Source organism: Bradyrhizobium murdochi (assembly GCF_000472965.1).
In the GTDB taxonomy this organism is placed as follows: domain Bacteria; phylum Pseudomonadota; class Alphaproteobacteria; order Rhizobiales; family Xanthobacteraceae; genus Bradyrhizobium; species Bradyrhizobium murdochi.
In genome coordinates, this window is sequence record NZ_AXAU01000003.1 from 381,657 (window position 1) to 397,071 (window position 15,415).

Below are 15,415 nucleotides of genomic sequence, written 5' to 3' on the forward strand. Positions count from 1 at the left end.
GGGACGGCTTGGGACGCGGTAGTCCCGCCCGAGAATTTTTCGAGGGAGGGCGCGCTTATACGTCGTTCCGACGTTCGCGTCGCTGTGCCACTGATCTGATCGCGATGGCGATCTATCATCTTCACGTCAAGGTCATTGGCCGCAAGGCCGGGAGCAGCGCGGTAGCGTCGGCCGCCTACCGCTCGGCCTCGCGGCTGCGCGACGAGCGGCTCGAACGCAGCTACGATTTTTCGTCCAAGCGCGGCGTCGTTCATTCCGAGGTACTGCTGCCGGAGAACGCGCCGGAGGCATGGAGCGACCGGGAACGGCTCTGGAACGATGTCGAAGCCTTCGAAGCCAGGAAGGACGCACAGCTTGCCCGCGAGGTCGAATTCGCCATCCCGCGCGAGATGACTGAGGCGCAGGGGATCGAACTGGCCCGCGACTTCGTTCGGGGCGAATTTGTGGATCGGGGCATGATCGCTGATCTCAATGTGCATTGGCACATGGCCGAGGACGGCATGCTCAAACCCCACGCCCATGTCATGCTGACCATGCGCGCCGTGGACGAGAACGGTTTTGGCCGGAAGGTGCGAGACTGGAACCGCACGGAGATGGTCGAGCGCTGGCGCGAACGTTGGGCCGAGGTTGCCAATGAGCGTCTGGCCGAACTCGACATCGATGCTCGCATCGACCACCGCAGCCTTGAAGCACAAGGCATTGCGCTGGAGCCGCAAAGCCAGATCGGCGCGCGGGCGCTGCGTATCGAAGGCGAAGGGATCGAGGCCGCCGACCGCGCCGAGATACACCGCGAGATCGCCCGCGGTAATGGCGCGCGGATCATCGCGGATCCCGATCTGGCATTGGATGCGATCACGCATCAGCGGTCGACCTTCACGCGCCGCGACATGGCGAAGTTCGCGCATCGTCACAGTGATGGGCTCGACCAGTTCAACGAGGTGATGGGCGCGATGCGCGGAGCGCCTGATCTGGTCGCACTCGGCGCGGACCCTCGCGGCGAAGATCGCTTCACGACCCGCGCCATGATCGAGGCGGAACAGCGCCTGCATCGCGCCGCCGAACTGATGGCGGAACGGGAACGCCATGAGCTGCGTGACGCCGACCGCGAAGCCGCTTTGGCGCGTGCGGAAGCGCGCGGCCTTGTCCTGTCGGGCGAGCAGGCCGACGCGCTCGCGCATGTCACGGACGGGCGCGATTTGGGCGTCGTGGTCGGCCATGCCGGAACCGGCAAGAGCGTGATGCTGGGCGTAGCGCGGGAGGCCTGGGAAGCGGCAGGCTATGAGGTTCGAGGCGTGGCGCTTTCCGGCATCGCGGCGGAAAACCTCGAAAGCGGATCGGGCATTGCGTCGCGCACCATTGCCAGCATGGAGCATGGCTGGCAACAGGGCCGCGACCTGCTCACGACCCGCGATGTTCTTGTCATCGACGAGGCGGGCATGGTCGGCACGCGCCAGTTGGAGCGGGTGCTGTCCCATGCGGCAGAGGCCAGCGCCAAGGTGGTGCTGGTCGGCGATATCAAGCAGCTGCAATCCATCGAGGCGGGCGCGGCCTTCCGCTCGATTCTCGAGCGTCACGGCCGGGCGGAAATCGGCGAAGTGCGCCGTCAGCGGGAGGACTGGCAGCGCGACGCCACGCGCGATCTCGCCAATAGCAAAGCTGGCAGTGCGCTTGGAGCTTACCGTTCCCACGGCATGGTGCATGAGGCCCAGACCCGCGAGCAGGCGCGCGGCGATCTGATCGAGCGCTGGGACCGCGACCGGCAGGCGTCACCCGACAAGAGCCGGATCATCCTCACCCACACCAACGACGAAGTCCGCGCACTCAACGAGGCTGCGCGGGAGCGGATGCGGGCTGCGGGTGATCTGGGGGATGACGTGCGCCTGACGGTCGAACGCGGCGCGCGCCACTTCGCCAGAGGGGACCGCGTCATGTTCCTGCAAAACGAACGCGGCCTTGGCGTGAAGAACGGCACCCTGGGAGCCATCGAACAGGTCAGCGCGCAATCCATGACCGTGCAGACCGACGATGGTCGCTCCGTTCGCTTCGACCTCAAGGATTATAACCGGATCGACCATGGCTACGCCGCGACCATCCACAAGGCGCAGGGCATGACGGTAGACCGCACCCATGTGCTGGCGACACCGGGCATGGACGCCCATGGCAGCTATGTCGCCCTGTCGCGGCACCGCGACGGCGTGGACCTGCATTATGGCCGAGACGATTTTGCCAGTCAGGACCGGCTGGTCCGCGCCCTGTCGCGCGACCGTGCCAAGGACATGGCCTCGGATTACGAACGCGCCGATCCGGTACAGAGCTACGCCGAGCGGCGTGGCATCACCTTCCGCGAGCGCGTCGCCGAGATCGTGCGCAAGGTCGTACCCGAGGAGGTACGCAACATGTTCGATGGCCTGCGCCCGTCTGCCGAAGCTGTGCCTGGCACGGAAAGCGCGCGGAGGCCGCAACGGGAAGCGCCGGAAAGGAAGGCGTCGGAAGACCCGGAAGCGGCGCTGCGTAAGGCCCGCACGAAGGCTCTGATCCGTCATGCCCGAGCCGTAAATGCGATCTTCGATACGCAGGAGCGGGGTGGCAAGACCAGCCCGGATCAGGTGAAGGAATTGCAGCAGGCCCGCAAGGTCTTCGTGGAGGTGCGGCCCCATGGCTCGCACGACGCCGAAGCTGCCTACAAGAAGAACCCGGAACTCGCCCTTGAAGCCGCTTCGGGCAACTCCGCCCGCGCCGTCCGTGCTCTCCAGCTCGAAACCGAACTGCGTACCGATCCGAGCCGCCGCGCCGGCCGCTTCGTGGAACGCTGGCAGACGCTCGACCACACCAGCCAACGCCAGTATCAGGCTGGCGACATGCCCGGCTACAAGGCGACGCGCTCGGCGATGGGCGACATGGCGAAAAGCCTGGAACGCGATCCGCAACTGGAATCCATCCTCGCCAACCGCAAGAAAGATCTCGGTATCGCGTTCGAATCAGGCCGCCGGCTCGGCCAGGAATTGGCCTTCACCCACGGCCTCGACATCGGCAGAGGCCGGGGCCTCGGAATTTGATCCATCCATCTGCTGCCGTCTCTACGCCACGCTACGACGGGTCGAACAACCCTCTTGCCCGCCTGCACCTGCTTGTCCTGTCTGGGCGCAGAAGCCGTCAGAAACAGCCAGCAGGAGGCAGCGCGGCCATGCGCGAACCAGACCGTATCATCCGTCTCAAAACCGTCCTTTCCCGGACCGGGCTGTCCCGGTCCACCATCTACCGCAAAATCGCCGAGGGCACGTTCCCGCCGCAGATCAGGATCAGCATCAACGGCAGCGGCTGGCATGAGTCCGACATCAACCGCTGGATTGCCGATCCCGTCGCATGGCGCCCGAAGCGCGAGTTCGATGCGGTTCGATAAGGCAGGTGGTCGCTTGCTGCTGACGGCAGTGAACCGGACCGGCGTCAGGCCGTAAAGGCTGGCGCTGTCGCGCCCCCGCTTCGCGGCTTCGACCTTGACGGCCTCACGCCGCCCCGGTTTGGGCTCCCCGTTTGGGGCAAAGGTAGATTGGGAGCGGTCGCGCTTCCAATCCGGAACAGTGGCAGCGGAGCGTGCGGCGAAGAACTTCCCCTGATTAAAACGCAGACTAAACGCAAAATTTCAGTCTGGGACATCTTAGGCCATTCTGAAAATCGATGAATTGTGAAGAAGATGGATGGCGCTCTCGGAACGATTCGAAGTCCGACCCTCAGATTCGTGTTGAAGGGCCCGAAGCGATGGGCTCATCTTCGGAACGCGAACATGGCAGCAACCAGTTTCGCACCAGAAAGGATCCCATCAAAGGGCAACGAACGCGATCGAACGCAGACGAAACCACAGCAAAAATCAACAGAGCCGATCGATGTTCCGCCGCTCATAACGGTCTGGTTGTAGGTTCGAGTCCTGCCGGGCCCACCAGTAAATCAAACACTTATCAGGTGTTCGTTTCGCGTGCCGTCGAGGCACCGCACCAGAAACGCCGCGTATTGTAGCTCATTGCTCCACTTCAACGGTTCTCAAACTACTGTTCCACATCCAATCCCGCTATGATCTCTTCTTCACAATCGTAGATTCGGCGGCGTTTTCGCGCGAACAGGCCAAACCGCGCTTTGGGCTTCTGCCGTCGAACGGCCAATTAACTCTCCACCTGTTTCTTGAGTGTCCGACCCGCGGGAAAAAGCAGTCACGACGGCCGTGGGCGGCTGAAAGACTGCGGCTCTGAATGCTCCGCATGCGATCAAACACGATGCAGAATACGATCAGGTCATTCGTGTCGGAACGCTTCGGCCGGTTCGAGCGCGGCGGCGCGCGAGGCGGGGTAGAGTCCGGACAGCAGGCCAATGACGCCGCCAACAGCTGGCGCAAGCAAGGGAGCGAGCGGGTCGAGCACCGGAGTCCAGACCTGATACGCCGAGACACCCACCACGATCAGCACACCGATGCTGGATCCAAGCAGTCCCCCCACGACGCCCATGGACGCACTCTCAATAAGAAACTGCGCTGCAATGTGGCGGCGCGTCCCGCCAATGGCACGGCGCAGTCCGATCTCAGCCGTCCGCTCCATAACGCCCACCAAGGTGATATTTGCGATCCCAAGCGCGCCGACCACAAGCGACAGGCCGCCAAGCAGCAGGAACATCATGTTGAGGTCGGTTTGCACATCATCGCGTACGCGCCGCGGCTCTTGCGGCAGTTGCACGCGAAGCGCGCGGGGATCATCCGGCCGCAGCGCCGCCCGCGCCTGAAGCGCGATCAGGGAAGCGGCGCCGATCTTCGTCTCCACGACCACCATGCCAGGCCCGAACAGCCTGAAATGTCGTCGCGCCGTGCCTTCGGGAATAATGACCGAACCAAGCAGTTCCGGCTTTCGCACCACATCGCGGAGGATACCGATCACGAGATAAAGCTCGTCGCCGACATAGATCGCGGGCAGCCGCTCGACTCCAGTGATGCCCAGGCGCCGCGCGGCATCTGGGCCGAGGATCGCAACTCGCTCGGCGCGGGCAGAATGCCCGCCGTCGATAAACCGTCCCGAGGCAAGGTCAGCGCGCACCGCGCGGAACAATTCCGGGGAGGCGGCGCGCACCGCCAACTTGAATGCCGTTTGATTGGCGGGATCCACCACGGGTGAGGCGCTGACGAGCGTGTCGTTGACATTGACATCGCTGAGCAGGCCTGCGGCGACTACGCCGTTCAAGCGAACGAGACGTTCCGGCGCGTCCCATGGAATAGCGCGCGGATCAACCGTGCCGGTCGTCATTCCCGGCCGCGCCGTGATGAACAATTCCGTGGCGGCTAGTTGATCGAACTGACTGATGATGCGGTTGCCGGCAGTTCGCGTCAGACCAATGGTAGCCACCAGCGCCGACATGCCAATCACGATGCCAAGCACCGTTAGCGCCATGCGGGCCGGCCGCGCGATCGCCCCGGCGATCGCCTCAGCGAGAAGGTCGCGCGCCGTGATCCCCGAAGGCGCAATGCGCACCCTCGCTTGAGGCGGCAATACGGTTTCGCTCCCACCAAAGAGCCGGCCATCCTTCATGTTGACCCGGCGCGAGGCCCGGCGCGCCACGTTTTCGTCGTGTGTGACGACGACGATCGTCATGCCCTCCTTGTTGAGCTCGGCAAAGAAGTCCAGGATCGACTCGGTGTTCTTGGAATCAAGATTGCCGGTCGGCTCGTCACACAGGAGCAGACTCGGTGATCCCATCAGGGCGCGGGCGATCGCCACCCGCTGACGTTCGCCGCCGGACAATTTGGAAGGCAGGAAATTCGCGCGATGCTCGAGGCCGACGCGGCGAATTTCCTCCATCGCCCGTTCGCGCCGCCCGCGTCCGGTGTGCCGACGGTAAACTTCCGCCAGCATGACGTTCTCAAGGACGGTGCGATACGGCAGGAGGTGAAAAGACTGAAAGATGAATCCAATGCGCCGGCTGCGCAATCCCGCCCGCTCATTCTCGCCTAGCGTCGTCGTTTCAATCCCATCAAAGAAATACTTTCCGCTGGTTGGCCGGTCGAGGCAACCCAGGATGTTTAGCAGCGTCGATTTCCCCGAGCCGGATGGACCAGTTATCGACAGCCATTCGCCGCGCCGCAACCCGAGGTCGACATCGACCAATGCGTCGACTGCAGGATCGGTCCCGAATTGCTTGCACACCTTGCGCAGATCGAGCACATGGTCGGCAGCGGTAGCAGCCGTCTTGAGCGGCAATGCCGGCCGTATATGTTCGGCGAGCCTCATTTCACAGCCGATGGCTCGGCTGTTTTGTAGCCCACCACCACTAGTTGCCCGGGGGCGAGCCGCCCATCGGACGTGTTAACCTCGACATATCCACCCGTCGAAAGCCCCGGCTGCACGGTGACGTATTCCTGCTTGCCGCCGCGATCGACCAGTACGCGCGATGTTCCGTCGGCGGCAAGCGAGACGGCGCTGGTCGGCACCGCGGTGACCGCCCCCTTCGACGTCTCGATCGGAATAGTCAGACGGACGGAAAACCCTGCCAACGGCACCGGCGTGGTCTCCACCTTGGCCCCGAGATAGAAATGATAGCCGTCCACGCCGCGCGTACCCGGCGTGTTCGCCACCGTCTCAACGATCCCGGTTGCCTTGATCCCAAGCGCCTGCTCGTCGATCGCAACTTTCATCCCGGGCTTCACCAACGGCGCGGCTTCAAGTGGCAGTTGCGAGTCGATGCTGAGCTGGTTATCGGTCACGCTCATGACTGGCCCGGAAGCATTGGCGGCGACCGCAGCCGTGACCTCGTGGACGCGGATTGGTAGCGACGGGATGAACACGACCTCGTCCGCCGGCACCTGCACGCCGAGCTTGGCGCGTGCCGCCGCAAGTTCGCTGGCGAGCCGCTCTGCACGCTCGGTTGCGACCTTGACGTCAAATTCGGCGAGCGACTGCTGTTCCTGCGCCGCGCGTATGCTGCGGTCACCTTCCAGGCGAGCCGCCTTCACCGCTCCCTCGGCGACCTTGATCCGTTCCTCGGCCAGCGCGGCTTCGCGCGCCGCGGTCTGAATCGCCAGATCGGCTTCCAGCTTCGCCTTGCGCTGCGCGGCACGCGCCACTTTGAGCTTGGCCTCGGCCGCGGCGCGCGCCGTTTCGGTCTGGCGCGGATCGAGCACGATCAGGGCCCGATCGGCGACTTGCGTGGCGACATCGGCGCTGGCCGCGGTCGCGGAATGCTCGGCCCGTGCGCGTTCGGCTTCAAGCGCGAGCGATTTGCCGGCACGCGCGTCTGCCAGCTGGCGGCTATCGCCAACACGCGCGGAACTGTCGAGGGCGGCCTGTCGCGTGTTCTGCTCCGCAATGGCCCGCGCGGCGGCGACCGCTTTCACCGCGGTTTCGCGCATGGCCTCGGCCGCAAGTTGGGCCCGCGCGGCATCCGACCACTCTCGCTCGAGCGCGGCAACGGCAGCACGTTGTTCGCGCGTCGGTGCGAACGGATCCCACCCGGCCTTTTTATACATACGCTCGATCGCAGCGGATGTCTTTTGATCGTAGTTGTCATCGACCGTTCCCGGATCGAAGCCAAGACGAGCCAGAGCTTCTTCAAGCTGGCGGACGTCGCCGCCGCTCGTTCCCGGCGCCATGTCGCGAAAGGCAGGTGCCGCGCCCTGGAGGACAAAGACCGGCCGGCCGGACGCGGACAGAATCACTTCGCCCTCCACAAAATTCGCATTTGGCCGCGGCAGCGAAGAGATCAGCCCGGCACCGCCCTTGACCGTGGAAGGGGCGATCGAAACCTGCTGCGGCAGCCCGAAGCGGACCGTGCCGCGGGTGACGATATCGGAGCTCAACACACGTGACTCCACAGGTACGAGGATCGCGGATGGCTCGGGCGCCGCGGTGCGCGCCGCCACCTCTGCCGGCGACTGGATCCTGGAGCCCATGTACCAGGCGCCAGCCGCCATGCCGCCGACCACGCCCAGAATGACCCAAAGAACATTTACGCGCTTCGCCAAAGCGTAATCCTTCCCAATCATCGACGGCGCGAGTGCCGTGTTTGTGAGAAGCGTTGCGTCGGTCTGCGCCATGCGATGCCCGACCGAGGTGAGAGATTATCCATCGTCACCGATTCCGGGAAGTACGGAGTGAACGTCATGATCGGTCTCATTTCACTTTCCGGGAAAATAGTTCCTCCTGAATGCGCTCCTCGACCGGGGCCAACACCTCCTCCTGCAGTTTATGGCCCTTGGCCGCGACCAGGCGCTCGTAATCCTGCAGTTTCCGCAGCGCGGCCTTCTGGTCCTGCGACATCTTGGAAACCAACAGCTTGCCGCCCTCCGTCAGCGTGCTGAGCCGGTTCCGCAGGTCGGGCTCGATTTCGTCCGGGTGTCCGTATTCGAAGCCGGCCTTCTTCATCTCCCGCTGCCAATACCCAAGCGCGGCCTTCATGCGTGGGTCCTTGTTGATCAGCGCATCCTGAGGATTGTAGTGGGTGGCTTTCATCTGATCGGGTTTGAACGTCTCAGCGAGGGCCTTGCGCGTGCAACCGCCGGTCCGCGATAGATCCTCGATCTCCAGAGCGACCGCGAGGGTGCTGCTCATGTCATCTCCGAGCAAGGCGCGATTGTAAGCGACTTGATCTGCGGGAGATAGTTTGCGGAATATTTGCACATTGCGTTCCCCGAGACCGACGCGCGCGGGGCTGTAGCCAGTGGCGAGTTGAGGCGGCAAACCGGTGTAGAAGGTAGATACGCCAAAGCCATGACGACTGACGAACTCCTCCTCGCTGAGGCCTGGAAGCTGTTTGTCCGCCGACATGCCCGCCCGCACCGTATTGTGGTCGGCCGCGATGTACTGGAAGCCTTGTTCGCGCATGCAGCGCGCGATCAGTTCCTCGGTCTTCTCAATCGCCTGAACCAGCTCGCGTGGCGACATGCCAAATTCCTCGGTGCCAAGTCCCTTCGGTGCCTGTGCCTGCGCCGCCGCTGTCGCTGGCGCGAGCAGGACGGCGAACAGGCCCGCGCAAACCGCCTTCTTCATGACGCTATCCTTTCATCACTATCCTTTCCAACTACAGCCTCCTCCAGGGACGGCATTTCCGCTCAATCGCGAACAACGGTTACTTATCCGTGCCCACCACCTTCCCCGATTCGATGTCAACGAAGACATCGGTTTCCACTCCGTCCTTTGCGGCAATGATCTCCACGGCGTAGACATTGTATTTGCCGTATCTCTCGATCTTCATCGACGTGACCTTGCCTGGGACTTCCTTGAGTGCGGTTTCCGTCGCCTCCGACGAGCTTACTTTTGCAACCGGTGGCACAGTCTGCTTCCGAGGCTCACGATGATGTTTTCCAAAGCTCGCAATGTCTGTGCCGGGCAAAGCGTCGGACGCAACCAGTTCGCCATCCGAGGTGTCCTTGACGAGTCCCACTTCCGGACACCACCACTTGTCCGTAATATCGGATGGATTGGTGAGGCTATACTCGCGTGTTCTCACACAATCCTTAAAGGTCCCGGCTGGAACGGTTATTGTGATCCCGCTTTCCATATTTTCTGTATAGCCATACGCCTCGGCCTCGTGCCCGTCGAAGATGTATTTGTCGCCGACAGTAAAAGTCCCAGGCATCAACAAGCCGGGCTCGGCGATACCGTTGCCATCGGGGTCACCGACACGCCAGGTCCCGGCAAAGACCTTGCGTCCTACTTGGTCTATCTCCCAGCTCACTTCGCCGAACGTGTACATAGCGTTTGTCGCCTTATCCATGCAGAACCAGTTTTCCGCCCGCTGGTCCAATACGCCGTCGTAGAATTCCTCTTCCTGGACGACGCCACATTCGAACTTGCCAATACCCGGAACATCAAATGGCTCGGTCTTGTCGAGAACCTGGGCTTCTACTCGCAAGAGTCCATGTGGATGGTTTGGATGCTCCATGATGTATCGAAAGCCTGGCTTGAGTGGAAAATAGAGCGGGTTGTGTCCACTTGGGACCAGGTTTTCCGCCTTCAGGTTCCAGTCTTTGAGTGAAGAAAAATTGACTCGGGCGCCGCTCTGGGTGCGCCCTGGCTGATCCTTGTATTCCCGCGCCATAACGCTGTCGCCATGCAAACCGAGCCAAGTGCCGCCGGCGAGTGTGAACCCGGCCGCGGTCAGAACCGTGGCCGTCATGAAGGCGGCACGCCAGCGGGCGAGCGGGCCAGATCGCCAGTTCGTCGGCTTCATCTGTTGCTCCGAATTCTGCTTATCGAACATCTCAATCATCTCCATGCCCTCCGGATGCTGGAGACGCCCCGGCCGGAACGTCGCCCAAGGTTGCGGAACTCTTCAGCTTCACGTGGCTGGACGTTGTTAGTCCGTCCCAACGACCTCTCCCGTCTGGGTGTCGACGAAGACGTCGACCTCGCCGCTACCCGTCTGGATCTCGACCACGTAGACATTCTTGCCCCGCTTCTTCTCGATTGTTACGTCAGTGACTTTTCCGGGCATTCGCTGAAGCGCAATCCTCTTGGCGTCCGCAATTGAAACCTTCGCCGCCGCTGACTTTTGCTTCGCGGGTTTGTCGCGCAGTTTCCCGATGCTTGAAACGTTGGAGGCCGGATTGCTGGTTGGGAGCGCGTTGGAAACGACGAGTTTTCCGTCGGACGTGTCGCTCACGAGGCCAACCTCCGGACACCAGATCTTGTCGCTGATGTCCTTCAGGTCGATCAAATCCTGCTCGCGAACCCGGACGCAGCCCTTAAACGTCCCTGCAGGGACCGTTGCCTGAACGTCGTCTTCCATGTTCTCGGCGCCACCATAAGCCGTGCTCCGGCCGCCGGCGTAGATGTAGCGCTCGCCGACCTTGAAGGTGCCCGGCATCAACAAGCCCGGTTCAGCGACGCCGTCGCCGTCGGGATCGCCAGCCCGCCACGTGCCCGTGAAGCTCGGCTTGCCGTTCTCGATATTCCAACTCACCTCGCCGAACGAATATACATTGTTGGTGGCCCTATCGAGGGCGAGCCAGTTGAGTGTGCGCTGCGTCAAGACGCCGTCGAGATACTCCTCTTCCTGCACCACCGACGTTTTGAATTTGCCGATGCCACGAATGTCGAAATCCTCCGTGGTATCGAGGACCACGGTCTCCTTGCGATACCTGCCGTCCGGGTGATCGCGCCGCTCCAGCGCGTGCTTGTGGCCTGGCGTGATCGGGTAATAGAGTGAATTGACCCCGTGCGGGATGATCTGCTCGCCTTTCAGATCCCAGTCCCTCATCGAGGAAAAGTCGCTGCCCTTCGTCCAGCGCGGCGGATCTTTGATCTCGGCTGCGAACGCCGTGCCGCCGCAGAGCGCGAACCCGGTCGCCAACAGCACGATCGCTGCAGCGCGGGCGACACGCAAGCAGACGAGCGGGCCAAGCTGCCAGCTCGCCGACTTCGTCTGCCTGTTCAACATCGCGACGTCCTCCATCCCGTGTGACAGGTCCGGCTGCCGCCCGGGATTGCGGAAACTACCCTTAAGACAGCGCCGGTCCGTCTGGGGCCGATCTGACGACGGCGGATTCAATTCGCTCATCGCTCCCTCACAGTCGTGAAGCTGGTTTCTATGAAGGACCGGTTGCCGTCCTTCGCGACCGTGCCGATCGCAAGCGTGTAAGCCTGGCCGGCCCGCAAGAATCCCTTGGGCACCGTGAAGGATTTTGCCGAGCCTGGCAGCAGTGCCCGGATTTCGAAGGCCGAGCCATTTTGCTCGACTACGAGGGCGCAGGCCTCTATCCCCTTCGGCACGGACCATCGTAGCGTCAGCGCGGTGGCGGGTACGTCCTTCTGGTCCGGCCGCGGATATTCGAACGCGGCCGGTTCGGGGAATACGTGGCTCAACTGCGCCTCGCCGCGCAGGTGCTCCCCCTTGGTCGTCGTTCCTTCAAAACGATAGGCGCCCGCCGGGAAATCGGCGCGGACGATCTTGTCGTCGTCGGGCTCGGGCGATTCGAGCGTGAGACTGCGAACTCCCAACTTCGAGTCCGGCGATCTAAGGTCGACCACCGTGCGCGCGCCCGGCGCCAACACCTTCAACGCTGCCAGCCCATCCTCCGCGCCGGTTGCCTCGAACCGGATCTCGGCATCGTGATCCTGCATATTGCGTTCGAGATAGACGGAGAGCTTTTGAAAGCGGCCATCCTCCGCCGCTCCCGTCACCGGATATGCAAAAGCGGAGAGTGTTGCAGCGGCGGCGCCAATCCAACCGGTGTGACGACGCGCCGTTTTCATATCACGCGCTCCCAGCTACCGGTGCTGGAACGGTCAGGCGATCCGTCGACTGGCCAGCACCGTGGCCGAAGCGGAGATAAAATGCAGGCAAAATAAACAGGTTGAGCAGCGTCGACGTCACGAGTCCGCCCAGAATGACGACCGCCATCGGATACTCGATCTCGTGGCCCGGCAGGTCGCCGAAGATGATCAACGGCAGGATCGCGAGCCCGGCGGCGCCGGTCGTCATCAGGATCGGACGCAACCGCTCGCTCGCGCCGCGAAGCACGAGCTTCATGCCGAACACCTCTCCCTCATGCCGTTCCAGATACTGGAAGTGGTTGATCATGATGATCCCGTTGCGGGCGGCGATGCCGAGCACCGTCAGGAAACCAACCAGCGAGCCAAGGGAAATCACGCCGCCCGCGAGCCACGCCGCCAGCACGCCGCCCACCAGTGCCGAAGGAAGGGTCACGAAACTGAGCACTGCCAGACGCCAGCTGTTGAAGGACTGTTGCAGAAGTACGAACACGCCGGCGAGCGCCAGGAGGGAGTAGAGTTCGAGCCGCCTGCGGGCGGCGCTCAGTTCCTGATATTCGCCCTGCAGCACCGCGTAGTAGCCAAGAGGAAATGCCAACTTGTCCAGACGCGCCTGCACGTCGCTGGCGACCGCGCCGAGATCACGACCCTTGACATTCGCCTGCACGTCGATCCGACGGGAACTCGCCTCACGCTTGACGACATTTGGCGTCGGCCCAATGCTGACATCGGCTACTTCAGCGAGCCGAACGCGCTGCCCGGTCGACGTGTTGATCAGCATCTCGCGAACCGAGTCCACGCTGTGGCGGGACGCCGGATCGGTCCACACCTGCACATCGTACGTGCGGCCGTCGATGAAAATATCGCCGACCTCTTCTCCGGCCATCAAGGTCGCGGAGGCACGCCGGACATCGCCCGGCTTCAGACCGTAGCGTTGTGCTTCCTCAAGCTTCACCGTCACCTGAATATGCGGTACTTCGACCATCAGCTCCTTGTGCAGGTTGACGAGATTCGGAACGTCCGCGAGTGCCGCGCGGACCTCCTCCGCCTTGTCCCTGAGAACGTCGAGATCGGGGCCGAAGATGCGGACGACGATCGCCTCGCCGGCGCCAGTCAGGACTTCGCGAATGCGCTCCTTCAGATAGGTCTGCACATCGCGGTAGAGGCCGGGATAGCCCTCCACCATTTCCTCGATCTTGGCATGCGTCTTGTCGTAGTCGGCGTCACGGCTGATACTGATCCAGTTCTCTCCGAAATTGACGCCGACGACCTCATCCGCGGCGAAGGCCTGGCCAATATGCGCACCGAAATTGCGTACGCCCGGAATTGCGCGCAGCTCCTTGCTCGCGCGGGTCGTGATGCGCAGCATCTCGGGCAGGGACGCGTCTGGAGTAGTGACCCAGTGCATCAGGAAATCGCGCTCCTTGAACGACGGCAGCAGCGAGTGGCCAAGCAGCGGCCAGACACCGATCCCCGAGACCATCACGACTGCGACAGCGATATAGGCCATGCGTGGTGTCCGGGTGACCCGTTCCAGCAAGGGCGCGTAATGGCGCTGCAGCCAGACGATGACAGGTGATTCACGCCCTTCGAGTCGCGCGCCACGCAGCAGGATCAGACAGAGCGCCGGCGTCACCGTCATCGCCACGACGAGCGAAGCCGCGATCGCGAGCACGTAGGCCGCAATCAGCGGCTTGAAGAAGGATCCGGTCAGGCCTTCCATGAACAGCACGGGGACCACAGCGACGACCACGATAAGGGTAGCGTAGACAATCGGCGCCCGCACCTCGAGCGACGCGTCCAGAATGATGCGCGCCGTGCTGCGCGTATCCCCCGCACGCCGTGCAAGGCGCAGGCGTCGCATGATGTTCTCGACGTCGATGATCGCGTCGTCGACGACGATCCCCAACGCGATCACGAAGCCCGCCAGGATCATTGTGTTGACGGTGGCGCCGGCCTGGAACAGGACGAGGCCCGCCGCGAGCAGCGAAAGCGGAATAGCGACGATGCAAACGATCGCGGTGCGCAATTCGTAAAGGAAGATGAATATGATTCCCACGACCAGCAGGCAGCCCAGCAGTAACGCCCACGATAGATTGTCGATCGAGTCCTCGACGAAAGTCGCTGGCCGGAAGATTGTCGTATCGATCTCCACCCCTGGAAGGCCGGGCTTCATCCTCTCCAGCGCCTCCTCCACCCCGCGGGTGACGGCGAGCGTGTTGCCCCAGGGGAATTTTTCGACGATGAGCATGAGGCCTGGGCCGTCGTTGATAACGGCATCGCCGATCATGCCCTGCGGCGCATAGACAAGATTGGCCACATCGCTCAGCAATAGCGGCGGCTTGCCGGCCGGTTTGGTCACTGGCACCCTGGCAAGCGTTTCGGGTGTAACACCGGCGCCGACGAAGCGGAGTTGAAAGCGCTGATTGGGTGTTTCGACGAAGCCGCCGGTACCGATATGCGCGCCGCGGGCATAGCGCAGGAGGCCAACATCGAGGGCATCGGAAACCGCCTCCTGCACCTGATCGAGCGTAATGTTCTCGGCGGCCAACCGCTTCGGATCAACCATGACCTGAACCATTTTGAGCTGCTCGCCCCAGATCGCGATGTTCGCGACGCCGGGAACGCCAAGCAGCCGCTGCCGGATGGTCCAATACGCCAGCATTGACAGGTCCATCACGGACTTGTCCTTTGAGGTAATGCCGACCTTCATGATCCGGCTGGTCGAGGACAACGGCGGCATCATGAACGGCGGCGCGGCCCATGTCGGTAGGGTCTTGGTCGCGAGCGCCATCCGCTCGCTGACCAGCTGCCGCGCGCGGATTTCGTCGGCACCCGGCTTGAAGATCAGCAGGATCGACGACAGTTGCGGCACCGACTTCGACCGCATCACGTCGACGCCAGGTACGCCGTTGAGCGCGTTTTCCAACGGCACGGTCACGAGTTGTTCAACTTCGGCGGATGAGAGCCCAAGACAGATTGTCTGGATCTCGACCCGTGGCGGCGCGAATTCCGGGAATACGTCCACCGGGACGTCGCGCAGACGTGCGAGGCCAAACCACGTCAGCACCACCCCAAGGGCGAGGACGAGATAACGAAAGCGCAGACTAGAACCTATAATCAGCCTCATCATCGGAAGCATCCCCCACTCAGGCCGACGCCGCTGTGGAAAAACA

9 protein-coding genes are annotated in these 15,415 nt (G+C 62.8%); 2 read left to right on the forward strand and 7 right to left on the reverse strand.

Going from position 1 to position 15,415, the window contains the following annotated elements; genetic code table 11:
- Window positions 1–104: 104 nt before the first annotated feature.
- Window positions 105–3,056 (forward strand): Ti-type conjugative transfer relaxase TraA, encoded by a 2,952-nt coding sequence (gene traA / locus YUO_RS0112530; RefSeq protein ID WP_028347570.1) that lies wholly within the window; start codon window positions 105–107, stop codon window positions 3,054–3,056.
- 128 nt (window positions 3,057–3,184) lie between these two features.
- Window positions 3,185–3,400 carry a helix-turn-helix transcriptional regulator gene (locus YUO_RS0112535; protein WP_028347571.1) on the forward strand — a complete coding sequence of 72 codons (216 nt, stop codon included), beginning with the start codon at window positions 3,185–3,187 and terminating at the stop codon, window positions 3,398–3,400.
- A gap of 883 nt (window positions 3,401–4,283) precedes the next feature.
- On the opposite strand, the gene YUO_RS44730 is transcribed toward YUO_RS0112535, so the two are convergent.
- The 7 genes from YUO_RS44730 to YUO_RS0112570 all read right to left on the reverse strand — a co-directional run bounded on the left by YUO_RS44730 (window position 4,284) and on the right by YUO_RS0112570 (window position 15,372).
- Window positions 4,284–6,260, reverse strand: coding sequence for an ABC transporter ATP-binding protein/permease (locus YUO_RS44730; RefSeq protein ID WP_083754565.1), 1,977 nt, complete (start codon window positions 6,258–6,260; stop codon window positions 4,284–4,286).
- Window positions 6,257–7,990, reverse strand: a complete 1,734-nt coding sequence (locus YUO_RS0112545; protein ID WP_235782695.1) for a peptidoglycan-binding protein — start codon at window positions 7,988–7,990, stop codon at window positions 6,257–6,259. Before YUO_RS0112545 ends, YUO_RS44730 begins: the two co-directional genes overlap by 4 nt.
- 148 nt (window positions 7,991–8,138) lie before the next feature.
- Window positions 8,139–9,014, reverse strand: a complete 876-nt coding sequence (locus YUO_RS0112550; protein WP_028347574.1) for a hypothetical protein — start codon at window positions 9,012–9,014, stop codon at window positions 8,139–8,141.
- A 79-nt stretch (window positions 9,015–9,093) separates the two neighbouring features.
- Window positions 9,094–10,236 carry a PepSY domain-containing protein gene (locus YUO_RS0112555; RefSeq protein WP_235782696.1) on the reverse strand — a complete coding sequence of 381 codons (1,143 nt, stop codon included), beginning with the start codon at window positions 10,234–10,236 and terminating at the stop codon, window positions 9,094–9,096.
- 87 nt (window positions 10,237–10,323) lie between these two features.
- A complete protein-coding gene (locus YUO_RS40580; protein ID WP_083754575.1) occupies window positions 10,324–11,406 on the reverse strand; it encodes a PepSY domain-containing protein in 1,083 nt (360 codons plus the stop codon).
- Window positions 11,407–11,522: 116 nt separating this feature from the next.
- Window positions 11,523–12,221, reverse strand: coding sequence for a hypothetical protein (locus tag YUO_RS0112565; RefSeq protein ID WP_028347576.1), 699 nt, complete (start codon window positions 12,219–12,221; stop codon window positions 11,523–11,525).
- 1 nt (window position 12,222) lies between these two features.
- The gene (locus YUO_RS0112570) at window positions 12,223–15,372 is read right to left on the reverse strand and encodes an efflux RND transporter permease subunit (RefSeq protein ID WP_028347577.1); all 3,150 of its coding nucleotides are present in this window, start codon (window positions 15,370–15,372) and stop codon (window positions 12,223–12,225) included.
- Window positions 15,373–15,415 lie beyond the last annotated feature (43 nt).